This window comes from Mycobacterium cookii (genome assembly GCF_010727945.1).
GTDB classification, from domain to species: Bacteria; Actinomycetota; Actinomycetes; order Mycobacteriales; family Mycobacteriaceae; genus Mycobacterium; species Mycobacterium cookii.
In genome coordinates, this window is record NZ_AP022569.1 from 612,804 (window position 1) to 637,049 (window position 24,246).

Sequence of the window (24,246 nt, forward strand, 5' to 3'; positions counted from 1 at the left end):
GCTACTTGCCGCTGCTGCCCGGGCTGGCGCCGCTTCCCGTCGTATAGGACGCCGCACCGGTTCCGGCAAGGCCGCCGCCGGAGACGATCAGGTATTCGTCTCGAATCGCCTTGTCGGACAAGAAGTCCTCGAGTATCTCTCGGGCTCCTGCGGCGTAACGGGCCTGCGCTGACAGCGTGGTGCCCGAGACGTGCGGCGTCATGGCCTCGTTCGGCATGCTGCGCCACGGGTGATCCGACGGGGGCGGCTGCGGGTACCAGACGTCGCCGGCGTAGCCCGCCAAATGACCACTCTTCAGCGCCGCCACCACCGCGTCACGCACACAGATCTCGGCGCGCGCCGTGTTGACGATGTAGGAGCCGCGCCGCATCGAGGCGATCAGCTTCTCGTCGAACAGGTGATAGGTCTGCGGATGCAGCGGCGCGTGGATGGATACCACGTCGACCGAACGCGCCAGCGACGCTGCGTCGGGGTGGTAGGTGACGTTCAATTCCTTTTCGACCGCATCGGGCAGTCGGCGGGTGTCGAAGTAGTGCAGGTTGACGTCGAAGGGAGCCATCCGCCGCAGGGTGGCCAGGCCGATCCGGCCGGCGGCGATCACGCCCACGTCCATGCCCTCGACGTCGTAGGCGCGTTCGACGCAGTCGGCGATATTCCAGCCACCGTCGGTTACCCACTGGTGCGACGCGATGAAGTTGCGCACCAGCGCCAGAATCTGCATGACGGCGTGCTCGGCGACGCTGATGCTGTTGCAGAACGTGACCTCGGCGACGGTGAGCCCTCGGGCGATCGCCGCATCGAGATCGACGTGGTCCGAACCGATACCCGCCGTGAGGGCCAACTTGAGATTCTTCGCCTTGGCGATCCGTTCGGCGGTCAGATATGCCGGCCAAAACGGTTGAGAGATAACGACGTCGGCGTCGGGCAGTTCGCGCTCGAACTCGGAGTCCGGGCCTTCCTTGTCCGACGTCACAACCAGCTGGTGGCCGTTGCTCTCCAGGAAGTCGCGTAGACCGAGCTCACCGGACACGCAGCCCAGCAACTCGCCCGGAGTGAAGTCGATCGCCGAGGGGCTCGGCAAGGTCTGGCCGCCGGGGTAGCCGTGCAGCACCGGAATGCTGTCGCGCGCGTAAACCGGGGGATATCCCGAGACCGGATCCGGATACAGAACAAGCAGAACTTTGGCCATGGCCCGAAGCCTAAACCCGACGCCGGTGACCGCCCGCCGGGGTCGATGACCGCCGTCGCGTTGACGACTATCTGCATGCGCGAAACAATTGCTCACTATGCCGTTTGATCCGGCCGGGTCCGCTGCGAGCGTTCTGCGCGGCTGGGTGCAGGCTTTCCTCTCGCACCGCGACGGCAGCGAGGTCTACCAGACGTCGACGATGAGCGCACTACTCGAAGGCGTCTACGACGGCGACGTGACGGTCCGGGAACTGTTGCAGCACGGCGACTTCGGACTGGGAACTTTCAACGGTCTCGACGGCGAGATGCTGGTACTCGACGGGGTCTGCTACCAGTTGCGCGGCGACGGCAGTGCGCGCGTCGCCGAGTCGGACCAGCGCACCCCGTTCGCCGTCGTCACCTGGTTCGACGCCGACCGCGAATTCGACGTGTCGACGCCGGTGGACCGTGCCGGGTTGAAATCGCGGATCGACGAATCGCTGCCGAGCACCAACCTCATCGTCGCGGTCCGGGTCACCGGCCACTTCAGCGAGATGCGCACCCGCACCGTGACCAAGCAGCACCGGCCCTACCCGCCGTTCAGCGAGGCGACCGACGATCAGCAGGAGGTGCGGTTCTCCGACGTGACCGGCACGCTGGCCGGCTTTCGGATGCCCGACTACGAGCAGGGCATTTCGGTGGCCGGTTATCACTCTCATTTCATCGACACCGACCATCACCACGGCGGCCACGCCCTGGACTACCGGCTGACGCGCGGCCGCGTGCAGATCAGCGTGCGCACCGATCTGCATCTGAGTCTGCCGCGTACACCGGAATTCCTTGCCGCAGAGCTGGATAGAAGCGACATGGACGGCGAGATCCGCCGCACCGAGGGAGGATGACCATCGACGGCGTGCGATCCGCACAACGCGTGGTCGACACGCTCGCGGCCTACGGCGTCCGGTACATCTTCGGTGTGCCGGGGGCCAAGATCGACGCCGTTTTCGATGCCCTGGCCGATGGCGGCCCGCAACTGGTGGTCTGCCGCCACGAACAGAACGCGGCGTTCATGGCCGCCGCGGTCGGTCGGCTGACCGGCACGCCTGGCGTCGCGTTGGTGACGTCCGGTCCGGGCACCACCAATCTGGCCACCGGACTGATCACTGCCACCACCGAGCAAGACCCTATGGTGGCGATCTGCGGCGCGGTCCAACGCGCGGATCGTCTCAAGCGGACTCATCAATCGATGGACGCCGTCGCAGCGCTGAAACCGTTCACGAAATACACCGGCGAGGTCAACGACCCCGACAACGTGCCGGAGGCCGTCGCCAACGCGATCCGCGCCGCGCTCACCCCGCCCCGCGGCGCCGCCGCAGTCGTGCTGCCCGCCGACGTGCTGGCAGCCACGACCTCCGCGGCCATTGCCCGGCCGTCGCCAGTGCCCACGCTGGGGCCGGCGCCGGCGGATCGAATTGCTCAGGCCGTCAACCTGATTCGCGCCGCACGGCGTCCTGTCCTCTTCGTCGGCATTCGGGTGGGTGAGCCAGAGCCGTGCGCAGCCCTGCGTGAGTTGCTCGCCGTGACCGACCTGCCGGTGGTCGAGACCTTTCAGGCGGCCGGTGTGGTCTCGCGTGATCTGGAGGATCATTTCGTCGGCCGCGTCGGCCTGTTCCGCAACCAGCCCGGCGACATCCTGATCAGCCACGCCGACGTCGTCGTCACGGTCGGCTTCGATCCCGTCGAATACGATCCGCGGCTGTGGAATTGGCATCCGGCACGCACGCTGATCCACATCGACGAGATGCCCGCCGAGATCGACAACCACTATCAGCCCACCCTGGAGTTGCGCGGCGACATCGCGGCCACGCTGACCGCGTTGGTCGGGCCGCTGACCGGATCACGGTTGAGCGACACCGTCAGCGCCGACATCGCCACCCAGCGTGCGGCGTTGCGAGACATCGACGAGGAGGCCCGATCTCGGCCGCCGGCGGGCGCCGGCCTCAATCCGGCGGCCGTCGTTCTGAAGATCCGCGACCTGGTCGACGACGACGCCACCATCACCTGCGACGTCGGATCGCACTACATCTACCTGGCCCGCCACTTCCGGGTCTACCAGCCGCGGCGGCTGCTGTTCTCCGACGGCCAGCAGACCCTCGGCGTCGCGTTGCCATCGGCCATTGCCGCCGCGATGGTACGACCGGGCACACCGGTGGTGTCGGTTTCCGGTGACGGTGGATTCTTGTTCAGCGCGCAGGAATTGGAGACGGCGACGCGGTTGGGGCTGAGCTTCACCCACGTCATCATGCGAGACAACACCTACAACATGGTCGCCTTCCAGGAGGAGCTGAAGTACGGCCGCGCGTCGGGAGTGCAATTGGGTGACTACGACATCGCCCACTTCGCCGCGGCCTTCGGCGCGACCGGAATCCGCGTCGGCGACATGGCTGAGTTCGAGGACGCTTTCACCCGATCGCTGACCGAGCCCGGAGTGACGATCGTCGACGTCCTGGTCGACTACAGCCGTAACACCGCACTGTTCGCGGAGTTGCACGACGACGTGTTCGAGTGACCGCTACGCGCTGAACAGCAAATACAACCCGGTGAAGGTGTAGCTGACCATGACCAGCATCATGGTCAGCTGTCCGGTGAGCTGGTGGCCGGCCGGCAGCAGTCGCAGTGCTTTGTCGTGCGCGGCGATCACCGCGACGATGTGACCGGTCACCACCGACGTCACCTTGATGACGGCGAGCACGGTGGGATGCGTGGACAGCACGTAGGCCACGTGTAAGTGACCGAGCCCGAACAGGTTCCAGCCTTTGCCGAACGGATCGGCCAGCGCGAAGATCGCCTGCTGCCCACGCTCCACCAGATACGACAGGTAGTGGGCGAAGATGTAGCCGACCACGATGGGGATTAGTGAGTGTGCGAGTTCGCCCGGCAGCGCGTGACGCCGCTCGCGGTCGAGTCCTCCCGTGGCGCGGGCGGCCAGCGAGAACGTCGTCGCCACCACCGCGACGAACACGAGCAGTCCGACCGTGCGCAGCACAGTCAGTGAAACCGTCGCTGGCACAGCGTGAATCGCCCCGGCAAGCCGATCGGCGAAATTGCGCCACGTCGCCGACGAGGAGAAGCTGTCGAAGGCGGTGGAGCCCAGCAGCACCGCGAGCACGGCGACCACGCCAGGCCGAATCGGCAGCGAGAGCAGATGGTCGAACGGGTTACCGATCCCGATCCGCGCTGTCTTCGGGTCACGCCGTAGCGGTGAGAGACGCGACACCGCCATGCTGTACACCCCGAACGGATCGGAGCGGCTTAACCACCGCTGTCCGCAGAGCCACGCGCCCGTCAACAACACGACGGTGTACACCAGCAGCCACGTTTCGACCCACGGCACTGCGGCGGGGTTGGGGCTAGCCAGTTCCATCCAGACAAACGCGAACAGGCCGAGCGCGGCCGGGCGGTACCCCCAGGACTCCGGGTAGGACAGCCGGGGCCGCGCCAGGCATTCCGGTGTAATGCGTTGCAGCAGTAGATAAATGGTGCGTACCGGCGATATGACCCGCCACACCGGCCCGGCAGCCAGCGAAAGCACCACCAGGCCAACCCACAGCAGCACGTAGAAGGCGCCGAGTAGAGCGTTGGCCTGGGTCTGCGGTCCGCACAGTCCGGCGAGCAGCGCCCAGCACGCCAAAGCCACCGCCGACACCGCCGCAATGCCACGCGTCACCGGCGAATCCACACCTGCGGTCACCGCCGACGGCAACGGGCGGACCGGGTTGTCCGGATCGAACCGGGGCCGCCGCCACGCGAACGCGACCAGCGCGAAGGTGAACGTCAACGCCCACGCCGCGCCGATCACCGAAAAGGCGTACGGGACCGGAAGATCGCTCGACCCACCGAGGCCGTGCGCGATGATGCTTCGGGTCACGGACGCACTTGAATGGTGGCGACAGTTCGATCGAGGTGATGCAGCTCAACGTCGACATTGCCCGGCACATCGACACTGAACTGGAACGTCTGATCAGCCGCTGCGGCGACCTCGAATTTGTGGTCGGGTACCGAATGCACGTGCAACTCGTCGGCGGCATCGCTGTTGACGCGCAACGTGATCGGCTGTCGCACGGTCGCCTGCAGGGTCGCGTTGGCAGGAGTGACCTGCCCGTGCGCGATCGTGATGTCGACCATGAGACCGGCGCCGGTCGACGGCTTCGGCGAGCCACCGCAACCGACGACAGACCACATCAGCACTGCTATCACTGCACACAACCGGTCGATCATCGGCATCACGCCGCCCGCGGCGGAGCGCTGGTCTCCTCTACCGGCTGCTTCGGTGTGTCCTCGGCACCGTTGATGCGGCCGGCGCCCCAGGTGAGTGCGCTGACCACGGCGAGGGTGAAGAACAGCACCACAACACCGCCAGCGGTGAACAACCATGGCGGGACGCCGGGATCGCGTTCGCGCTGCAGAATCGACACCTCGAATGCGAACGGCCGGGTGCCGTTGGTCAGCACCGGAATTTCCGGCACCGGAATCGCGTCATCGGCAGGCGCCCAGATCGGCACTGCGGCCAGATCCCGGCCGTCGTGCACGCGCAGCAGCGTCTTCCAATCGCCCCACACCGGAATGGGTTCGGTGGATACGTAATGACCAGGACCGATCTTGTGCAGACGGTTGATCACCAAGCCGCGGTGGTTTTGCATCTTGCCCTGCCACGCCAGGATCGTGACCCAGTCCGGGTGGTCGCCGGCCATCTCGGGCGGGTTGAGTTGAACGTCGGCCGACGCCAGACGCTGTCCCGGCGGGCTGGGCAGATCGGTCAATTTGACCGTCGCGGAGTCTTGCTTCGGAACGTGAATGTGCAGGCCGTTGGCCACCGTGCCACCGATCACCAGCACGGTGAGTGCCACTGCGGTGATCCCGAACGCGCGGCCCGGCAACGGCTGGCTGGTCAGCACCATCGCGAGTAGCGCGGCGCAGACGCCGGCCAGCACGGCGACCGGCACCGCGGTGGGCAGAGCTTCGTTCCACAGCGTGATCGGCCACGGGTAGTGGTAGACCGCGCCGATCCACAGCGATTCGAGCCACAGCCCGACGGTCCCGATGCCCAGACCGGCGACGGCGCCGAACAGGACCGGCCGCCGGTACAGCGGGGTCAGCGCCAGCAATTCGACGACGATCGCCGGGCCCAGATACAGCGGGAACCAGTTGATCGGGGCACCCAGCACGGGTCCGACGATCAGCGCGACGGCGCCGCGCAGGGCAATGGCGAACAGCGCGGCGATGATCGCCGCGCCCTTGCCCAGCGTGATGCGAGCGACGATGGTCCCGATGGCTGCCGCGGCTGCGATCAGCATCGGTTGGAAAACCAGCCGGAATTGCGGAACGCCGAAGTCGAATTCGATTTGGTAGACCGACATTCCGATCAGCAGCCCGCCGCACGACAGATAACGCAGGATTCGGACGAAGGGGCGGTCCTTTCGCACCGGTGCACCATCGGCCGGCGCGCTTGCCTGCAGGTACCGCTCGCCCTCGTACTCCAGCATCAGCACCGCGAAAAGGGAGAAGTTCGCGCCGCCGATCATCATCAGATGGGTGGGGCCCCACAGCGTCACGTCTTGGCCGAAGATGCGATGCCAGACGTCGTCGAGCGGGAAGCCGATCATCGCGTACATCCCGCAGGCCGCCATTAACAGCCCGCCCACCGGCGCGTACCAGTTGCGGGTGATGCGCAGCGCTGCCGGCCCCGGCTTGTCGAACGGCAGAACCACGGCCAACATGCCGCCCACGAAGACGCCGAACAAGCCGATGATGATGAAGTAGTGCGCCGGGTTGGCCAGGGGACCCGGGTCGCGGCCGTTGCCGATATGCCAGCTGACGTCCCAGATGAATCCGAACAGAGCGCAGATGATCGAGGTGGTGAACACCAAGACGGGGAGTGCGACCCATGGCGGGCGGTCGAACTTACTTCCCAGCCATTCCGCGAAGGTGGTCAACCACGTGATGCGGTGCGTGCGATGCGCCCACCCGACGTACAACATCACTGCGCCGATCACCATCGCGGCGATCGACAGGCCGATCACCTGATTCAGGCCGGCGCCGCGCGCCGGCGGCTCCCCCGCAAGAATTGTCAGATCCACTGTCGTTCCTCCCACCGCGCCGTGGTCGCCCTGACGTAACCGGGCGCAAACTTACTTCACGGTAGGTTGCCTGCGGACGATCCGTTCAAACTTCGATTGATTCTGCTGTCGGTCTGGATCAATCTCGCTTGTCGTCGACGGGGTCGCCAACTGCGGTCTGTTCGTCGTCTTCGGCGCGTCGCCGGTCCCTGATTGCGATAAAGAGCACCACGCCGACGACGACCACCGCCGGCAGAAACGCCGGACCCGCCAGCAAAAGCCAATGATGCGCCAGGTACACGACGTGCGGACTACTCAATGGTGTTCACTCCCGGGAAACGGCCACTTATCCCGCTTGGGTACCCAACGCCGTCCGAACCCACCACGCGACGTTTGTGCAGGTGCACACCGTTACCCTAGCCTGGGGACCGTCTCACGCAGGCTGCGATCATCCCGGGATCCGTTGCGTCCCGCATGACACAAAGACCACGACACGAAGGAGTAGCTGGTGACTCAGGCGGCGACTCGGCCGACACCCGGTTCCGACAGCACCGACATCCTGGCCGTGGCCCGTCATCAGGTGCTCGAGCGCGGCGAGGGGCTGAGCCAAGAGCAGGTGCTCGAAGTGCTGCAACTGCCCGACGAACGACTCGAAGAACTGCTCGCGCTGGCGCACGAGGTGCGGATGGCCCACTGCGGCCCCGAGGTCGAGGTCGAGGGCATCATCAGCCTGAAAACCGGTGGCTGCCCGGAGGATTGCCATTTCTGCTCGCAGTCGGGGTTGTTCTCCTCGCCGGTGCGCAGCGCCTGGTTGGACGTCCCGAGCCTGGTTGAAGCGGCCAAACAAACTGCGAAGACCGGTGCCACCGAGTTCTGCATCGTCGCCGCGGTGCGCGGGCCCGACGAGCGACTGCTGGCTCAGGTGGCCGCGGGCATCGAGGCGATCCGCGACGCCGTCGACATCCAGATCGCCTGTTCGCTGGGCATGCTGACCGCTGAGCAGGTGGACCGGCTCGCCGCGATGGGCGTGCATCGCTACAACCACAATCTGGAGACCGCCCGGTCGCACTTTCCCAACGTCGTCACGACGCACACCTGGGAGGAGCGCTGGGAGACGCTGTCGATGGTGCGCGAGGCCGGCATGGAGGTGTGCTGCGGCGGCATTCTCGGCATGGGCGAGACCGTCGAGCAGCGCGCCGAGTTCGCCGCGAACCTGGCCGAGCTTGACCCCGACGAGGTGCCGTTGAACTTCCTCAACCCGCGGCCTGGCACACCGTTCGGCGACCTCGAGGTGCTGCCGGCCAGCGAAGCCCTCAAGTCGGTGGCCGCATTCCGGTTGGCCCTGCCGCGCACCATGCTGCGCTTCGCCGGCGGCCGCGAGATCACGCTCGGCGACCTCGGCGCCAAGCAGGGCATCCTGGGCGGGATCAACGCCGTGATCGTCGGCAACTACCTGACCACGCTGGGACGGCCCGCCGAATCCGATCTGGAGCTGCTCGAAGACCTGCAGATGCCGATCAAGGCGCTCAACGCCAGCCTGTAGATCGAGACGGTCATGGTGCTACCTGCCCCGGTCGGTGCGGGCGTCTACAACGTCTACACGGGTGCCCTAGAAAACACCGACAACGTGGTGCCGACGGCGGCGCAATTGGGCCTGGAGCCGCCGCGCTTCTGCGCCGAATGCGGCCGACGGATGGTGGTCCAGGTCCGGCCCGACGGTTGGTGGGCGAAATGTTCTCGGCACGGACTGGTCGACTCGGCTGACCTGGAGGCGCAGCGATGACGGACGTGCAGACCGTCAGCGCGCCGCGCATCTCTCGGCGGCGAGCGGGCATCACGATCGTGGTGGGACTGCTGCCGGTGGGCGTGCTCGTCGGTGCGCTGTGGGCCTGGCTGGCCCCGCCGCTGCACGGTGTGGTGGCGCTGACCCATGACGGTCAACGGGTGCACGAATACCTCGGCGGCGAAGCCGACCACTTCTTCGTCGCGGCATTTCTGATGCTCGGTCTGCTGAACGCCGTCGCCGCTGTCGCGGCGGTGCTGGCATGGCAGTGGCGCGCCCATCGCGGACCCGGCATGGTGACCGGACTGTGCGCGGGCATGGTGGCCGCGGCCGCCGCGGCGGTCGGTGTCGGCGTGCTACTGGCGCACTTGCGTTATGGCACAGTCAATTTCGCCGCAGTGCCGGTGAGCCACGACCACCCCATCTACTACGTCACCGAAGCGCCGCCGGTGTTCTTCGGCTCGTCTTACCTGCAGATGGCGTGCACGCTGCTGCTACCGGCCGCGACCGCCGCGCTGGTGTACGCGGTCCCCGCCGCGGCGATCGCGCGTGACGATCTTGGCGGCTATCCGGTGGTCGACACGATCTACCGGCCGACCCGCCCGTCATAGCGGGCGGCGGTGCACCGACTTTCCAGTGATCACCTTGCCCGCGATCATCACGAGCCGCGCCATGCCGATGTAGGTCGCGGGGTGGAACATCGTCGGCCACTTCGTCCTGATCAGGTGCTCGGTCAGCGGTCGGCGGGCAAACCTGTCCTGCAGCCAGCGCAGCGCCATCGGCGCCGACAGCGGATGTAGCAGCAGATGCTCGTTGAACGCGTCGCGGTGGTAGGTGACCTCGGCCCCGCCGGCCGAATACGCGTCGGCCAACCGGTCGATGTCCTCGACGTCGATCAGGTAGTCGTGCACGGCCTGCACGATCAGCAACGGCGGGGTCGGCACCTTGGCGCCGAGCCGGATGCTGTCGAAGACGTTCTGGACCTCGGGCATGGTCAGGATTTCTTCCAGCGGCCGGTCGAGGTAGACGCCGACGTCCTTTTTGACCATGCGCAGGACAGCACCGGCCGTCGTCATGCCTTCCAGCCGTCGCAGCAGCGCGCGGCCCTCGTCGCTGGCATGCTCCTGGATCACCCGGTCCAGGTCCGGATAGACCTGCATCAGCGCGGCGATCACCATCGCTGGCAAACCGGCCAGGAAGGTGCCGTTGAGCCGGCGGAAGGTGTGACCGAGGTCGCCGACGGGTGAGCCGAGCACCGCGCCGACGACGTCGAGCTCGGGTGCGTAATCAGCGGCCAGCTCGGCGGCCCACGCGGTGGCGAGCCCGCCGCCGGAGTAACCCCACAGCGCCACCGGCGCCGACGCCGACAGGCCCAGCCGTTCGGCGCTCAATGCTGCCCGGACGCCGTCGAGAATGCGGTAGCCGGGTTCGAACGGCGCGCCCCACATGCCGTTGCGGCCTTCGTGGTCGGGTATCGAGACCGCCCAGCCTTCGGCCAGGCATGCCGCAATCAGCAGATACTCCAGTTGTGCCAGCGAGCCGACTGCCTGCGCGCGCCGCCGCAGCGCGTACGACGGAAAGCAGCGGGACGTCACCGAGTCGATCGCGCACTGGTACGACAACACCGGGCAGGGGCGTTCGGGGGCGGCGTCCAGCGGGACGATCACCGTTGTGACGGTCGCCTCGGGCTCACCGTTCATGTCGGTGCTCCGGTACAGCAGCTGGGTGGCCATGCTCCGCTGCGGGATCAGGCCGAGAAATGCCAGCTCCACGTCGCGGGAGCGCAGCACCGTGCCCGGTTCGGCGTGCTGGAAGCCGGGCGGCGGCTGATAGAACGGGTCGTCCGACGGCAGCTTGGGACGTGCTTTGGCCTGTAGTTCCTCGTGGGGCGCGACGCCGATCCAGTCCGCACCGGTCGCGCTCGCCAGGTTGCCAATGTCCATCCGGGCATTGTTGCTTAAGAGGGCTTTAAGAATCCAGTCGGCCCGCCGAGGATGTACGGAAATCAGGCCGAACCGGGAGGTCGCAGGGCTGCAAACTCGTCGGTGACTCGCAACTGGGAATCTGTGAAGCGGTACAACGCCGCGGGTCGGCCGCCGCTGCGTCCGGACTGCGCGACGGTGCCGGTCGGGCTGATCACACCGCGGCGGGCCAGCACTCGCTGCAGGTTGGTGGTGTCGACTGGGTGGCCGAGCGTGGCGCTGTAGATGTCGCGCAGCGTCGACATTGCGAATTCGGTTGGCGCCAGCGCGAATCCAATGTTCGTATACGACATTTTGGCGACCAGCCGGGTGCGGGCGTGGGCGACCATCGGCCCGTGGTCGAACGCCATCTGCGGCAGCGCGGTCACCGGGTGCCAGCGGGTGTCCGGTGGAAGCTCAGGGACGGCGGGGGAGGGCACCAGGCCCAGGAAGGTCGACGCGATGGTGCGGGTGCCGGGCAGCCGGTCAGGCTCGGAGAACACCGCCAGTTGCTCGAGGTGGGCGACTTCTCGCAGGTCGACCTTCTCGGCCAGCTGACGCCGCACCGACGTCATCATGTCTTCGTCGTGTCGCAGCTGCCCGCCGGGCAGCGACCACGCACCGCGCTCGGGATCCTGGGCGCGCTCCCACAGCAGAACGCTGAGCTCGGCCTTCGCTGATTTGGAGTCGTGGCCGAGGCCGCGAACCTGGAACACGACGGCGAGCACTTCATGCGCAGTGCTACCATGAACCATGTTTTCGATTGTAAGTCGAAAACCGGGGTGGTGTCGAAAGGACCGACTATGACAGTCGTGAATCCCACCGATCTGCTGTCGAATGGGCTGACAAAAGACATGACACACGATCTGACCGCGGGAATCACCAACTCGCCCAACGGCTACGCGGGCGTCGAGGCCGACGAACAGTGGGCCGCTGAAATTCGCCGGCTCGCCGACATGCGCAATGCCACGATCCTGGCGCACAACTATCAACTGCCCGCGATTCAGGACGTCGCCGATCATGTCGGTGACTCGCTGGCGCTGTCCCGGGTCGCCGCCGAGGCGTCCGAGGACACCATCGTCTTCTGCGGCGTGCACTTCATGGCCGAGACCGCGAAAATCCTCAGCCCGGACAAGACCGTGCTGATCCCGGACCAGCGGGCGGGCTGCTCGCTGGCCGACTCGATCACCCCCGACGACCTGCAGGCGTGGAAGGACGAACACCCCGGTGCCGTCGTCGTCTCCTACGTCAACACCACCGCGGCGGTCAAAGCGCTCACCGACATCTGCTGCACCTCGTCCAACGCCGTCGACGTGGTCGCATCCATAGACGCCGACCGCGAGGTGCTGTTCTGCCCCGACCAGTTCCTCGGCGCGCACGTGCGGCGGATGACCGGCAGAGACAACGTGCACGTGTGGGCCGGTGAGTGCCACGTGCACGCCGGGATCAACGGCGACGAGCTCACCGATCAGGCTCGCAAGCACCCCGACGCCGAGCTGTTCGTCCACCCCGAGTGCGGCTGCGCCACCTCGGCGCTGTACCTGGCCGGCGAAGGCGCGTTCCCGGAAGGCCGGGTCAAGATCCTGTCGACCGGCGGCATGCTGGACGCCGCCCGGGAAACGCGCGCCCGGCAGGTGTTGGTCGCCACCGAGGTCGGCATGCTCTACCAGCTGCGCAATGCCGCCCCGGACGTCGACTTCCAGGCGGTCAACGACCGCGCGTCGTGCAAGTACATGAAGATGATCACCCCCGCGGCGCTGTTGCGTTGCCTGGTCGACGGCGCCGACGAAGTTCATGTCGATGCGTCGACGGCCGAGCGGGCGCGGCGCAGCGTGCAGCGGATGATCGCGATCGGCCAGCCCGGCGGCGGCGAATGAGCATCCACCCGGTCTGGCACGAACGTGCCGACGTCGTCGTGATCGGTACCGGCGTCGGGGGATTGGCTGCCGCGCTGGCGGCACACCGCGCGGGCCGCCGGGTCGTCGTACTCAGCAAGGCCGGGCGCAAGCCCGGCGGAACGGCCACGCACTACGCGCAGGGCGGGATCGCAGTGGTGCTGCCCGATACCGACGATTCGGTCGACGCGCATGTCGCCGACACGCTGGCGGCGGGCGCCGGGCTGTGCGATCCCGACGCAGTCACCTCGATCGTCGCCGACGGCTACCGGGCGGTGACCGAATTGGTCAGCGACGGAGCGCGATTCGACGAATCGTCGACGGGCGACTGGGCGCTGAGCCGCGAGGGTGGGCACTCCCGGCGGCGCATCGTGCACGCCAACGGCGATGCCACCGGCGCAGAGGTGCAGCGCGCCCTCGACCATGCGGCGAACACGCTCGACATCCGCACCAAACACACCGCCCTGCAAATACTGCACGACGCAGGCTCGGTGACCGGGGTGCTGGTCGTCAACCGGCAGGGGATCGGCGTCGTGCACGCGCCGTCGGTCATCCTGGCCACCGGCGGGCTGGGGCACCTCTACGGAGCGACCACCAACCCCGAGGGCTCGACCGGCGACGGGATCGCGCTGGCGTTGTGGGCCGGTGTCGCGGTGAGCGACATCGAGTTCATCCAGTTCCACCCGACGATGCTGTTTGACGGCCATGGTGGCGGCCGCCGACCGCTGGTGACCGAGGCCATCCGCGGCGAGGGCGCGATTCTGGTTGACAGCCAAGGCAATTCAATCACCGCTGGGGTGCACCCGATGGGCGATCTGGCGCCGCGCGACGTCGTCGCCGCGGCGATCGACGCCCGGCTGCGGGCGACCGGCGAGCCGTGTGCGTATCTGGACGCCCGCGGTATCAGGGACTTCAAACGCCGCTTCCCGACCGTCACTGCCGCATGTCGCGCGGCCGGCGTCGACCCGTCTCGCCAACCGATTCCGGTGGTTCCCGGCGCGCACTACAGCTGCGGCGGGGTGGTGGCCGATGTCGACGGGCAGACCGAACTCGCCGGGCTGTTCGCCGCGGGTGAGGTCGCGCGAACCGGCATGCACGGCGCCAATCGGCTGGCGTCCAACAGTCTGCTGGAGGGCTTGGTCGTGGGGGGCCGGGCGGGCCGGGCCGCGGCAGCGCACGCAACCCAGACCGGACCGGTCCGCGCCGCGGCTGCCGAGCCGATCGACTTTCCGTCGCTGGTCCGCGGTGATCTGCAGTGGGCAATGAGCCGCGACGCCTCGGTGGTTCGCGACGCCGATGGACTGTGCCGACTGATCGACACGCTGTCGGTGGCTTCGGCCGGCGCTGTCGAGACCCGGTCCGGCTTCGAAGACGCCGCGCTGACGGCCACCGCCCGCGCGGTGGCCACAGCAGCGCTGGCCCGCGAGGAAACCCGCGGCTGCCACCACCGGGCCGAACACCCCGACGCGAGTGCAGCCCCTGCGCGCAGTCTGACCGTCCGGCTGGACGCCGACGGCAACGCGCAGGTGGAGGCGCTGGCAGCGGCGTCGTGATGGCTCTTTCCAGCAGCGAGCTGGCCGAGGCTCGCGCGACGATCAGCCGCGCTCTCGACGAGGATCTGCGCTACGGACCAGACGTCACCACCCGCGCCACCGTCCCAGAGGGCGCCAGGACCCCCGCGGCGCTGATCACCCGCGAACCCGGGGTGATCGCGGGCGTCGACATCGCGCTGCTGGTGCTCGACGAGGTCCTCGGCGCCGGCGAATACCGGGTGCTCGACCGGGTCGATGACGGCGCGCGGCTGCAGTCAGGGGCGCCGCTGCTGACGGTCGAAGCGCAGACGCTGGGACTGCTGACCGCCGAACGGACCCTGCTCAACCTGGTGTGCCATCTGTCTGGAATCGCCACCGCGACGGCGGCGTGGGTGGACGCGGTGCACGGCACCAAGGCCGAGATCCGCGACACCCGCAAGACGCTGCCGGGTCTGCGCATGCTGCAGAAGTACGCGGTCCGCGTCGGCGGCGGGGTCAACCACCGACTCGGCCTGGGCGACGCGGCGTTGATCAAGGACAACCACGTCGCCGCCGCCGGATCGGTGGTCGCGGCGCTGCGCGCGGTGCGGGCCGCGGCACCCGACCTGCCGTGCGAGGTCGAAGTCGACTCGCTCGAGCAACTCGACGAGGTGTTGGCCGAAGGCGCCGAATTGGTGCTGCTCGACAACTTCCCGATCTGGCAGACCCAGATCGCGGTGCAGCGCCGCGATGCGCAGTCGCCGGCCACGAAACTCGAGTCGTCGGGCGGGCTTTCGCTGGACACCGCCGCCGAATACGCCGGGACGGGTGTGGACTACCTCGCCGTCGGTGCGCTCACCCATTCGGTCCGGGTGCTCGACATCGGTCTGGACGTCTGACACCGTTCGAGCTACCGCGTCGGGTGCCCGAGGTCCAGCTACGGCGCAGACAGAGTTTTCCAATTCTCGGTTCGCTGAGCGCCGCGATCTAGCGGCAAAGCAAGCGACGAGCCGCCGGTTTGGCGGCCTCGAGTGCGGCCACGTCGCCCGCGATGCGGGATAAGATCAACGCTCCCTCGATCAACGAAATGACAGCAATAGCAACGCTTTCCGCTTCGGTCGCCGACCAGCCGTCGGTGTGCAACCGCACTTCGATGGCTTTGCACCAGCCGGTGAAGGCTCGTGCCGACGCTTCGCGCACGAGGGCGCTGGCATTGACCGACTCGGTGGCGATCGGCTCAATGGGGCAGCCGTCACGGCGGTCGGCGGTCAGTCCGGCGGCAAGCAGCGCAATCCACCGATCGACGATGTCGGCCACCGGTTGTCCGCCGGCCAGAAATTTGCGCAGCAGTTGCTCGATGGCAGCTCCGGTGCTGTCGACGACTGCGGCGGCCAATTGCTGCTTTCCCCGCGGGAAGTGGTGATACAGCGAACCCGGCTTTACCGCCGCCTCGTCCAGGATCTGGCTGAGCCCGGTTGCCGCATACCCCTGGCGGCGGAACAGCGTGGCCGCGGCATCGATCAATGCGGCCCGGCTGCGGTCTGGTCTCGGCACGCTGTTGACAATACTTGAGTAATCACTCAAGAATGCTGAGATGAGGCAACTGACGTTCGAAGAGGCCGGTCGCTACGCGTGGCGCGACGTCGCTGACCCGGAGATCACCGAGCCACAGCAAGCGTTGGTCCGGCCGTTGGCGGTGGCCTGCTGCGACCTCGACGTCGCCGTGGTCCACGGCCGATTGCCGATGCCGCCCGGACACGCAGTCGGCCATGAGGGACTCGGCGAGGTTGTCGCGGTGGGCGACGGGGTATCCGGCGTCCGAGTCGGCGACCGCGTTGTCGTGCCTTTTCAAATCAACTGCGGACACTGCCGCGAATGTCGCCGCGGCGTCACGGGTTCATGCGGTTCGCTGCCGATGATGGCGATGTACGGAATGGCCCCGCTTGCCGGTCTCGACGGCGGCGGCTTCATGAGCGATCTGGTACTCGTGCCCTACGCCGACGCGATGTTGATTCCTGTTTCCGACGCCGTCGACCTGACCGCTGTTGCCTCACTGTCGGACAACATTCCCGACGGCTGGCGCGCCGTTGGACCATACCGTGCGGAGCTGGCCGGGCTCGATCCTGCCGATCGCCGCGTCCTCGTGGTCGGCCGCCTGTCGATCGGGCTGTACGCGACGGCGTTCGCAGCAGCACTCGGCTTCCACGTCGACTACGTCGATACCAATTCGGACCGCCTGGCTGCCGCCGAGAAGCTCGGGGCAGCGGTCCATGACCTAGCCAAACCCGACAAGTCCTGGGATCCCTATCCGGTAACCGTGCACACCAGCGGCGATTCAGCGCTGCTGGCCGCGTCGCTGCGCGCCACCTGGCCGGACGGCGTGTGCACCGACACCGGGATCTACCCGCAATACAACGTCGAGATGCCGCTGCTGCCGATGTACACGCGAGGGGTGAGGTTCGTCACCGGGCGGGTCAGCGCGCGCGCCGTCATCCCGGAGATTCTGGATGTACTGGCCGGGGGATGCGACCTGCGGCCGGTCGTCGACCGCGTCGTGCCATGGGAGGACGCTCCGTCGGCCTGGCCGGCGATGAACGGAAAGACCGTGTTCACCCGCGCTTAGGCGATAGTTGCTACACGAGACAGCGGTGAGGGTTGTGAATCGTCGAGATGCACAACCCTGGGTGCCCTCTCGCGGGAATCCGCGCTTAAATGATATCGCCGACGAACACCGCGACCCGGCCGATCTGCCGGCGGGCGAAAAAGGGCAGACCCGTGCCGTCGCTGCCGGCCGGCAGTACCCGCGGGTTGATGATGTGGACGTCCTTGCGGATGAAGTGCAGGTCGGCCTCGCCAGCGGCCAGCACGTTCTTGACCCAGTCGGTCTTGCCGTGGGCCAGTCCAATCGCCAGCACGTTGCCTTTGCGGTAGGCGGTCACGATGGTTTCGTACGGCTTGCCCGAGGTGCGCCCGCGGTGCTTGATCACCGAGAACGTCGGAAGGTAGCGCGCGATCGGCTTGACCGCCGGGTTGAAGTACTTGGTCTGAAAGTTCTCGAACCAGACCGGGAAGATCATCGGGACGCCCGGGGCGTTGTTGGGATGGTCCTTGCGGGACATGGCGACTCCGTTTTCGTCGGGTGCGGTCACTGTACCGGCCCGATATGCAGTTGCTCTGTTCTGGGACAATGGTGAACGTGACTGTGATGGCGCGCATTGACCTGCGGGGCGCAGACCTGTCCACCGCGCGGCTGCGGGCGGCGCTGCCCCGCGGCGGAGTGGACGTGGAGGCCGCTCTGTCCACCGTGCGTCCGATCGTCGACGCGGTCGCCGATCGGGGTGCAGCGGCCGCACTTGAGTACGGCGAATCGCTGGACGGAGTGCGCCCGCCGACGGTTCGGGTACCCAGCGCCGAGCTGGACGCCGCGCTGGCCGGCCTGGATCGCGACGTCCGGGCCGCACTGGAGGTGGCGATCGAGCGCGCCCGCGCCGTGCACGCCGATCAGCGTCGCTCCGACTCGACGACGACGCTGGGTCCCGGCGCCACCGTCACCGAGCGCTGGGTTCCGGTCGACCGGGTCGGGCTGTACGTGCCGGGTGGCAACGCCGTCTACCCGTCCAGCGTGGTGATGAACGTCGTCCCGGCGCAGGCTGCCGGGGTCGGCTCGCTGGTGGTGGCCAGCCCGCCGCAGGCGCAGCCGCAGGGCCGATTTGCGGGTCTGCCGCACCCGACGATCCTGGCCGCCGCCCGGCTGCTCGGCGTCGACGAGGTGTGGGCGGTCGGCGGGGCGCAGGCGGTGGCATTGCTGGCCTACGGCGGCGTGGATACCGACGACGCCGAGCTCACGCCGGTCGACATGATCACCGGGCCGGGCAACATCTACGTCACCGCGGCCAAGCGTCTGGTCCGGTCCCGGGTCGGCATCGACGCCGAGGCCGGGCCCACCGAGATCGCCATCCTGGCTGACGACACAGCCGACCCGGCGCACGTCGCCGCCGACCTGATCAGCCAGGCCGAGCACGACGAGATGGCGGCCAGCGTCCTGGTGACGCCCAGCGAAGCGCTCGCCGACGCCGTCGACACCGAATTGGCCACCCAGCTGGACACCACCGTGCACCGGCAACGCGTCACCACCGCGCTGGCCGGGCGACAGTCGGCCGTCATCCTGGTGGACGACATCGACGCGGGCATCCGCACCGTCAACGCCTACGCCGCAGAACACCTGGAGATCCAGACCGCCAACCCCGACAAGGTCGCAGCCCAGATCCGTTCCGCCGGAGCAATTTTCGTCGGCCCGTATTCGCCGGTCAGCCTTGGTGACTACTGCGCCGGTTCCAATCACGTGTTGCCGACCGCGGGTAGCGCCGCGCACTCCAGCGGCCTGTCGGTGCAGACCTTCCTTCGTGGTATCCACGTCGTCGACTACACCGAGGCGGCGCTGAAAGACGTATCGGGACACGTGATCACGCTGGCCAAGGCCGAAGATCTGCCCGCGCACGGCGAGGCGATACGGCGGAGGTTCGAGCAGTGACCGACCGACCCTCGCTCGACGACTTACCGCTGCGCGGTGACCTGCGCGGCAAATCACCTTATGGCGCACCGCAATTGACGGTGCCGGTCCGGTTGAACACCAACGAGAACCCGCACCCGCCCAGCAAGGCGCTCGTCGACGACGTCGTCGCCTCCGTGCGCGACGTGGCCGTCGACCTGCACCGCTACCCCGATCGGGACGCGGTGGCGCTGCGCACCGACCTGGCCGCGTACCTGACCGAGCAGACCGGCGTCCGCCTTGGCGTGCAAAACCTCTGGGCGGCAAACGGATCCAACGAGATCCTGCAGCAGCTCCTGCAGGCTTTCGGCGGGCCCGGCCGCAGCGCCATCGGGTTCGTGCCGTCGTATTCGATGCACCCGATCATCTCCGACGGCACGCAGACCGCGTGGATCCAGACGCCGCGCGCCGCGGACTTCAACCTTGACGCCGACGCCGCGGTCGCTGCGATCACCGAACACCAACCCGATGTGGTGTTCGTTGTCAGCCCCAATAATCCGACCGGACAGAGTATTTCGCTGCCCGACCTGCGCCGGCTGCTGGATGCCGCACCCGGAATCGTGATCGTCGACGAGGCGTATGCCGAGTTCTCGTCGCAGCCGAGCGCGGTCACGCTGGTCGAGCAGTACCCCACCAAGCTGGTCGTGACGCGGACCATGAGCAAGGCGTTCGCATTCGCCGGCGGCCGACTGGGCTACCTGGTCGCGACCCCGGCGGTGATCGACGCGATGCTGCTGGTGCGGCTGCCGTACCACCTGTCGTCGGTGACGCAAGCGGCCGCCCGTGCGGCGCTGCGGCACGCCGACGACACACTGGCCAGCGTGGCGACGTTGAGCGCCGAACGGGAGCGGGTTTCAGGGGCGTTGACCGGCATGGGTTTTCAGGTCGTTCCCAGCGATGCCAACTTCGTGTTGTTCGGCAGGTTCGCCGACGCGCCGGGCACCTGGCAGCGCTACCTCGACGACGGTGTACTGATACGCGACGTCGGCATACCGGGGTATCTGCGTACCACGATCGGGCTGGCCGAGGAGAACGACGCGTTCCTGGTGGCCAGCGCACGCCTGGCCACCACCGAGTTGGCTCAGCCGTTAGGAGCGTCATGACCGGCCGTCGCGCACGCATCGAGCGCACCACCAAGGAATCCGACATCGTCGTCGAGATCGACCTCGACGGAACCGGAAACGTCCACGTCGACACCGGTGTGCCGTTCTACGATCACATGCTGCACGCGCTCGGCAGCCACGCCAGCTTCGACCTGACTGTCCGCGCCAAGGGTGATGTCGAGATCGAAGGGCACCACACCATCGAGGACACCGCGATCGTGCTCGGCCAGGCGCTGGGGCAGGCCCTCGGCGACAAGAAGGGCATCCGCCGCTTCGGCGACGCGTACATCCCGATGGACGAGACGCTTGCGCACGCGATCGTCGACGTCTCCGGCCGGCCCTACTGCGTACACACCGGTGAGCCGGATCACTTGCGGCACACCACGATTGCTGGTAGCGCGGTGCCCTACCACACCGTGATCAACCGACACGTGTTCGAGACGCTGGCCAACAACGCCCGCATCGCGTTGCACGTCCGTGTCCTCTACGGCCGCGACCCGCACCACATCACCGAGGCCCAGTACAAGGCGGTCGCCCGGGCACTGCGTCAGGCAGTCGAGGCCGACCCGCGAGTGTCGGGCGTGCCGTCCACCAAAGGCAGCCTGTGACAACGAAATCCGTCGTGGTGCTGGACTATGGCTCCGGTAACCTGCGGTCCGCGCAGCGTGCGCTGCAGCGGGTCGGTGCCGCCGTGGAGGTGACCGCGGACCTCGACGCCGCCGCGGCCGCCGACGGGCTGGTGGTGCCGGGCGTCGGCGCGTTCGAGGCGTGCATGAGCGGGCTGCGGGGGATAGCCGGCGAGCGGGTCATCGCCGAACGGGTCGCCGCCGGCCGACCGGTGCTGGGCGTGTGCGTGGGCATGCAGATCCTGTTCGCCCGCGGAGTCGAATTCGGCGTGGAGAGCAACGGTTGCGGGCAATGGGCCGGCACCGTGACCAGGCTGGACGCTCCGGTGATCCCGCACATGGGCTGGAATGTGGTGTCGGCCGCGCCGGGCAGTGCGCTGTTCAAGGGGCTGGACGCCGACGCGCGGTTCTACTTCGTGCACTCCTACGCCGCCCAGCGTTGGGAGGGCGGTCCTGAGGCGCTGCTGACGTGGGCCACCCACGGGGTACCGTTCCTGGCCGCGGTCGAGGACGGTCCGCTGTCCGCGACGCAGTTCCATCCGGAGAAGAGCGGGGATGCCGGGGCGGCTGTGCTGAGCAATTGGGTTGAAGGGTTATGACGTGTCGTTGATTTTGTTGCCCGCCGTCGACGTGGTCGAGGGCAAAGCGGTGCGCCTGGTGCAGGGCAAGGCCGGAAGCGAAACCGAGTACGGCTCAACGCTGGACGCCGCGCTGACCTGGCAACGCGACGGCGCGCAGTGGGTGCATCTGGTCGACCTCGACGCGGCGTTCGGCCGTGGTTCCAACCGCGAGCTGCTGGCCGAGGTCGTCGGCAAGCTCGACGTCGCGGTCGAGCTGTCCGGCGGCATCCGCGACGACGAGTCGCTGCAGGCCGCGCTGGCCACCGGCTGCGCTCGGGTCAACGTCGGGACCGCCGCCCTGGAGAACCCGCAGTGGTGTGCGAAAGCCATCGCCGAGCACGGCGACAAGGTCGCGGTCGGTCTGGATGTGCAGATCGTCGACGGTGATCATCGGCTGCGCGGTCGCGGCTGGGAGACCGACGGCGGAGATCTCTGGGAGGTTCTGGAACGCCTTGACGGCGAGGGCTGTTCGCGGTTCGTCGTCACCGACGTCACCAAGGACGGGACGTTGACCGGCCCCAACCTCGACCTGCTGCGGGCTGTCGCCGAGCGCACCGACATCCCGGTGATCGCCTCCGGCGGGGTGTCCAGTCTCGATGACCTCCGCGCCATCGCCACGCTGACCGACAGCGGCGTCGAGGGCGCCATCGTCGGCAAGGCGCTCTACGCCGGGCGGTTCACGCTGCCGCAGGCGCTGGCAGCGGTGGCGGGGTAGGTCCGCAATGGATCTCGACGCGCTGGTGGAGAAAGCGTCGGCGATCCTCGACGCCGCCGCGACGCCGTTCGTCGCCGGTCACCGGGCGGACTCCGCAGTCAGCAAGCGCGGCGACGACTTCGCCACCAAAGTCGATCTGGCGATCGAACGCCAGGTGGTCGACGCGCTGGTGTCGGCGACCGGAATCCCGGTGCACGGGGAGGAATTCGGCGGTGCCGATCTCGACCTGCCGTGGGTCTGGGTGCTCGACCCGGTCGACGGGACGTTCAACTATGCCGCCGGATCACCGATGGCGGCGATTCTGCTCGGCCTGCTGCACGACGGGAAACCGGTTGCGGGTCTGACCTGGTTGCCGTTCATGAATGAGCGATACGCGGCGGTGTTGGGAGGGCCGGTGGTGAAAAACGGTGTGCCGCAACCACCGCTGGCCGAAGCCGACCTCAACCACGCGATCATCGGTGTCGGAACCTTCAACGCCGACTCACGTGGCCGGTTCTCCGGGCGGTACCGGGTGGCGGTGCTCGAAGAACTCAGCCGGGTGTCGTCGCGGATGCGGATGCACGGCGCCACCGGCATCGATCTCGCCTACGTCGCCGACGGCGTCCTGGGCGGCTCGATCAGTTTCGGCGACCACGTTTGGGATCACGCTGCCGGCGTGGCTCTGGTGCGGGCGGCGGGGGGCATCGTCACGACCCTGGACGGCGACGAATGGACTCCGGAGTCGCGGTCCGCGCTGGCCGCCGCTCCGGGAGTGCACGACCAGTTGCTGGAGATGTTGCGCGGAGTAGGACACCCCGATGAATATTGAGCGTACTGAATCCAGCTGCACCAGCCTTGCCGTGCGGGTGATCCCATGCCTCGACGTCGACGACGGCCGAGTGGTCAAGGGCGTCAACTTCGAGAATCTGCGGGACGCGGGTGATCCGGTGGAGCTGGCCGCGGCCTACGACGCCGAGGGCGCCGACGAGTTGACCTTCCTGGACGTGACCGCATCGTCGTCGGGACGGGCCACCATGCTCGAGGTCGTCCGCCGCACCGCCGAGCAGGTGTTCATCCCGCTGACCGTCGGCGGTGGTGTCCGGACGGTCGCCGATGTCGACGCATTGCTGCGGGCCGGAGCCGACAAGGTGTCCATCAACACCGCCGCGATCGCGCGGCCGGACCTGCTGGCCGAATTGGCGGCCCAATTCGGTTCGCAGTGCATCGTGTTGTCGGTTGATGCCCGCACGGTGCCGGCCGGGGCGGATCCGACGCCGTCGGGCTGGGAGGTCACCACCCACGGCGGCCGCCGCGGGACCGGCATCGACGCGGTCGAGTGGGCGGCTCGTGGGGCCGAATTGGGCGTCGGGGAGATCCTGCTCAACTCGATGGACGCCGACGGCACCCGGGCCGGCTTCGACCTGCCGATGTTGCGGGCGGTCCGGGCGGCGGTGACGGTGCCGGTGATCGCCAGTGGCGGCGCGGGCGCGCTCGACCACTTCGCGCCGGCGGTGCTCGCGGGTGCCGATGCGGTGTTGGCGGCCAGCGTGTTTCACTTCCGCCAGTTGACGATCGGGCAGGTGAAAGAGGCGATGGCCGCAGAAGGGATCACGGTCCGATGACACTCGACCCCGCTGTCGCGGCCCGGCTCAAGCGCAACGCCGACGGACTGTTCACCGCCGTCGTGCAGGAGCGCAGCAGCGGCGACGTGTTGATGGTCGCCTGGATGGACGACGACGCGCTGGCCCGCACCCTGGAAACCCGTGAGGGCACGTATTTCTCGCGGTCCCGCGGCGAACAGTGGATCAAGGGAGCCACGTCCGGCCACACCCAGCGGGTGCATGCAGTGAAGCTGGACTGCGACGGCGACGCAGTGTTGCTGGTCGTCGATCAGGTCGGCGCGGCGTGCCACACCGGCGACCACAGTTGCTTCGACGCCGACGTTCTGCTGGCACCACCCGAGTAGCGGTGCCGCGGCATCGTTCATTTTGTGAACAATGTTTGCTGAGCCAAGCTAACGACGGGTCGGCGGCGTCATTGACAGCCGATCAGGTCGAGGGATGATTGGTTAGCACACCTAGCGCCAAAGTGCCGTCAATCCCCATGGAAGTCCGGCGTAGTGGGCAACGCGCCCGACGGATTGGCATTACCGCCGCCGCTCTGCAAGTCAACAGACAAGGATCTGCATCGTTGTCGCGCGCAACCCGCAGCAATGTTGCTA

Annotated in this window: 26 protein-coding genes; 17 read left to right on the top strand and 9 right to left on the bottom strand. The window is 67.7% G+C overall.

Going from position 1 to position 24,246, the window contains the following annotated elements; translation table 11 throughout:
* Position 1 precedes the first annotated feature (1 nt).
* Positions 2–1,189 (bottom strand): NAD-dependent formate dehydrogenase, encoded by a 1,188-nt coding sequence (locus G6N27_RS02970; RefSeq protein ID WP_163775008.1) that lies wholly within the window; start codon positions 1,187–1,189, stop codon positions 2–4.
* 97 nt (positions 1,190–1,286) lie between these two features.
* On the opposite strand from G6N27_RS02970, the gene budA reads away from it, so the two are divergent.
* Positions 1,287–2,069: an acetolactate decarboxylase gene (gene budA / locus G6N27_RS02975; RefSeq protein WP_163775009.1), complete on the top strand. Its 783-nt coding sequence runs from the start codon at positions 1,287–1,289 to the stop codon at positions 2,067–2,069.
* On the top strand, positions 2,066–3,736 hold the full coding sequence (gene alsS, locus G6N27_RS02980) for an acetolactate synthase AlsS (RefSeq protein WP_163775010.1): 1,671 nt from the start codon (positions 2,066–2,068) through the stop codon (positions 3,734–3,736). Before budA ends, alsS begins: the two co-directional genes overlap by 4 nt.
* A gap of 3 nt (positions 3,737–3,739) precedes the next feature.
* Here alsS and G6N27_RS02985 read toward each other — a convergent pair whose 3' ends face one another.
* From G6N27_RS02985 to G6N27_RS03000, 4 genes are all read right to left on the bottom strand, one after another.
* Entirely contained in the window at positions 3,740–5,095 is a 1,356-nt protein-coding gene (locus G6N27_RS02985) for a hypothetical protein (RefSeq protein WP_163775011.1), read from the bottom strand.
* Positions 5,092–5,445 carry a hypothetical protein gene (locus tag G6N27_RS02990; RefSeq protein WP_163781248.1) on the bottom strand — a complete coding sequence of 118 codons (354 nt, stop codon included), beginning with the start codon at positions 5,443–5,445 and terminating at the stop codon, positions 5,092–5,094. Before G6N27_RS02990 ends, G6N27_RS02985 begins: the two co-directional genes overlap by 4 nt.
* Positions 5,446–5,450: 5 nt before the next feature.
* Positions 5,451–7,256 carry a hypothetical protein gene (locus G6N27_RS02995; protein WP_163781251.1) on the bottom strand — a complete coding sequence of 602 codons (1,806 nt, stop codon included), beginning with the start codon at positions 7,254–7,256 and terminating at the stop codon, positions 5,451–5,453.
* Between the two features lie 166 nt (positions 7,257–7,422).
* Positions 7,423–7,602, bottom strand: a complete 180-nt coding sequence (locus G6N27_RS03000) for a hypothetical protein (RefSeq protein ID WP_163775012.1) — start codon at positions 7,600–7,602, stop codon at positions 7,423–7,425.
* Between the two features lie 189 nt (positions 7,603–7,791).
* Between G6N27_RS03000 and bioB the strand changes: the two genes are divergently transcribed.
* The 3 genes from bioB to G6N27_RS03015 are packed head-to-tail and all read left to right on the top strand — an operon-like array spanning position 7,792 to position 9,677.
* A complete protein-coding gene (bioB, locus tag G6N27_RS03005; RefSeq protein ID WP_163775013.1) occupies positions 7,792–8,826 on the top strand; it encodes a biotin synthase BioB in 1,035 nt (344 codons plus the stop codon).
* A gap of 12 nt (positions 8,827–8,838) precedes the next feature.
* A complete protein-coding gene (bsaP, locus tag G6N27_RS03010) occupies positions 8,839–9,066 on the top strand; it encodes a biotin synthase auxiliary protein BsaP (protein WP_163775014.1) in 228 nt (75 codons plus the stop codon).
* Positions 9,063–9,677: a DUF2567 domain-containing protein gene (locus G6N27_RS03015; RefSeq protein WP_163775015.1), complete on the top strand. Its 615-nt coding sequence runs from the start codon at positions 9,063–9,065 to the stop codon at positions 9,675–9,677. The genes bsaP and G6N27_RS03015 overlap by 4 nt, the downstream gene beginning before the upstream one ends.
* Here the strand turns inward: G6N27_RS03015 and G6N27_RS03020 are convergent.
* Positions 9,672–11,009 carry a lipase family protein gene (locus G6N27_RS03020; protein WP_163775016.1) on the bottom strand — a complete coding sequence of 446 codons (1,338 nt, stop codon included), beginning with the start codon at positions 11,007–11,009 and terminating at the stop codon, positions 9,672–9,674. The genes G6N27_RS03015 and G6N27_RS03020 overlap by 6 nt on opposite strands.
* Before the next feature lie 62 nt (positions 11,010–11,071).
* Positions 11,072–11,782: an NUDIX hydrolase gene (locus G6N27_RS03025; protein ID WP_163775017.1), complete on the bottom strand. Its 711-nt coding sequence runs from the start codon at positions 11,780–11,782 to the stop codon at positions 11,072–11,074.
* A 48-nt stretch (positions 11,783–11,830) separates the two neighbouring features.
* On the opposite strand from G6N27_RS03025, the gene nadA reads away from it, so the two are divergent.
* The 3 genes from nadA to nadC are packed head-to-tail and all read left to right on the top strand — an operon-like array spanning position 11,831 to position 15,332.
* On the top strand, positions 11,831–12,904 hold the full coding sequence (gene nadA / locus G6N27_RS03030; protein ID WP_163775018.1) for a quinolinate synthase NadA: 1,074 nt from the start codon (positions 11,831–11,833) through the stop codon (positions 12,902–12,904).
* Positions 12,901–14,475, top strand: a complete 1,575-nt coding sequence (locus G6N27_RS03035) for an L-aspartate oxidase (protein ID WP_163775019.1) — start codon at positions 12,901–12,903, stop codon at positions 14,473–14,475. Before nadA ends, G6N27_RS03035 begins: the two co-directional genes overlap by 4 nt.
* Positions 14,475–15,332 carry a carboxylating nicotinate-nucleotide diphosphorylase gene (gene nadC / locus G6N27_RS03040; protein WP_163775020.1) on the top strand — a complete coding sequence of 286 codons (858 nt, stop codon included), beginning with the start codon at positions 14,475–14,477 and terminating at the stop codon, positions 15,330–15,332. The genes G6N27_RS03035 and nadC overlap by 1 nt, the downstream gene beginning before the upstream one ends.
* An 88-nt stretch (positions 15,333–15,420) precedes the next feature.
* Here the strand turns inward: nadC and G6N27_RS03045 are convergent, their stop codons facing one another.
* Positions 15,421–15,987, bottom strand: coding sequence for a TetR/AcrR family transcriptional regulator (locus tag G6N27_RS03045; RefSeq protein WP_163775021.1), 567 nt, complete (start codon positions 15,985–15,987; stop codon positions 15,421–15,423).
* A gap of 40 nt (positions 15,988–16,027) precedes the next feature.
* Between G6N27_RS03045 and G6N27_RS03050 the strand changes: the two genes are divergently transcribed.
* Positions 16,028–17,056 carry an alcohol dehydrogenase catalytic domain-containing protein gene (locus G6N27_RS03050; protein ID WP_163775022.1) on the top strand — a complete coding sequence of 343 codons (1,029 nt, stop codon included), beginning with the start codon at positions 16,028–16,030 and terminating at the stop codon, positions 17,054–17,056.
* A gap of 85 nt (positions 17,057–17,141) precedes the next feature.
* Here the strand turns inward: G6N27_RS03050 and G6N27_RS03055 are convergent, their stop codons facing one another.
* Positions 17,142–17,552, bottom strand: coding sequence for a nitroreductase family deazaflavin-dependent oxidoreductase (locus tag G6N27_RS03055; RefSeq protein ID WP_163775023.1), 411 nt, complete (start codon positions 17,550–17,552; stop codon positions 17,142–17,144).
* Between the two features lie 83 nt (positions 17,553–17,635).
* Between G6N27_RS03055 and hisD the strand changes: the two genes are divergently transcribed.
* Genes hisD through hisI form a run of 8 tightly spaced genes read left to right on the top strand, consistent with a single transcriptional unit; the run spans position 17,636 to position 23,991 of the window.
* Positions 17,636–18,964, top strand: a complete 1,329-nt coding sequence (hisD, locus tag G6N27_RS03060) for a histidinol dehydrogenase (protein ID WP_163781253.1) — start codon at positions 17,636–17,638, stop codon at positions 18,962–18,964.
* A complete protein-coding gene (locus G6N27_RS03065; protein ID WP_163775024.1) occupies positions 18,961–20,085 on the top strand; it encodes a histidinol-phosphate transaminase in 1,125 nt (374 codons plus the stop codon). Before hisD ends, G6N27_RS03065 begins: the two co-directional genes overlap by 4 nt.
* Positions 20,082–20,693 carry an imidazoleglycerol-phosphate dehydratase HisB gene (hisB, locus tag G6N27_RS03070; RefSeq protein ID WP_163775025.1) on the top strand — a complete coding sequence of 204 codons (612 nt, stop codon included), beginning with the start codon at positions 20,082–20,084 and terminating at the stop codon, positions 20,691–20,693. The genes G6N27_RS03065 and hisB overlap by 4 nt, the downstream gene beginning before the upstream one ends.
* Positions 20,690–21,310, top strand: coding sequence for an imidazole glycerol phosphate synthase subunit HisH (hisH, locus tag G6N27_RS03075; protein WP_163775026.1), 621 nt, complete (start codon positions 20,690–20,692; stop codon positions 21,308–21,310). The genes hisB and hisH overlap by 4 nt, the downstream gene beginning before the upstream one ends.
* Before the next feature lies 1 nt (position 21,311).
* Positions 21,312–22,046 (top strand): bifunctional 1-(5-phosphoribosyl)-5-((5-phosphoribosylamino)methylideneamino)imidazole-4-carboxamide isomerase/phosphoribosylanthranilate isomerase PriA, encoded by a 735-nt coding sequence (priA, locus tag G6N27_RS03080; RefSeq protein WP_163775027.1) that lies wholly within the window; start codon positions 21,312–21,314, stop codon positions 22,044–22,046.
* A gap of 7 nt (positions 22,047–22,053) precedes the next feature.
* Entirely contained in the window at positions 22,054–22,854 is an 801-nt protein-coding gene (locus G6N27_RS03085) for an inositol monophosphatase family protein (protein WP_163775028.1), read from the top strand.
* The gene (hisF, locus tag G6N27_RS03090; protein WP_163775029.1) at positions 22,844–23,647 is read left to right on the top strand and encodes an imidazole glycerol phosphate synthase subunit HisF; all 804 of its coding nucleotides are present in this window, start codon (positions 22,844–22,846) and stop codon (positions 23,645–23,647) included. The genes G6N27_RS03085 and hisF overlap by 11 nt, the downstream gene beginning before the upstream one ends.
* On the top strand, positions 23,644–23,991 hold the full coding sequence (gene hisI, locus G6N27_RS03095; protein ID WP_163775030.1) for a phosphoribosyl-AMP cyclohydrolase: 348 nt from the start codon (positions 23,644–23,646) through the stop codon (positions 23,989–23,991). The genes hisF and hisI overlap by 4 nt, the downstream gene beginning before the upstream one ends.
* Positions 23,992–24,246 lie beyond the last annotated feature (255 nt).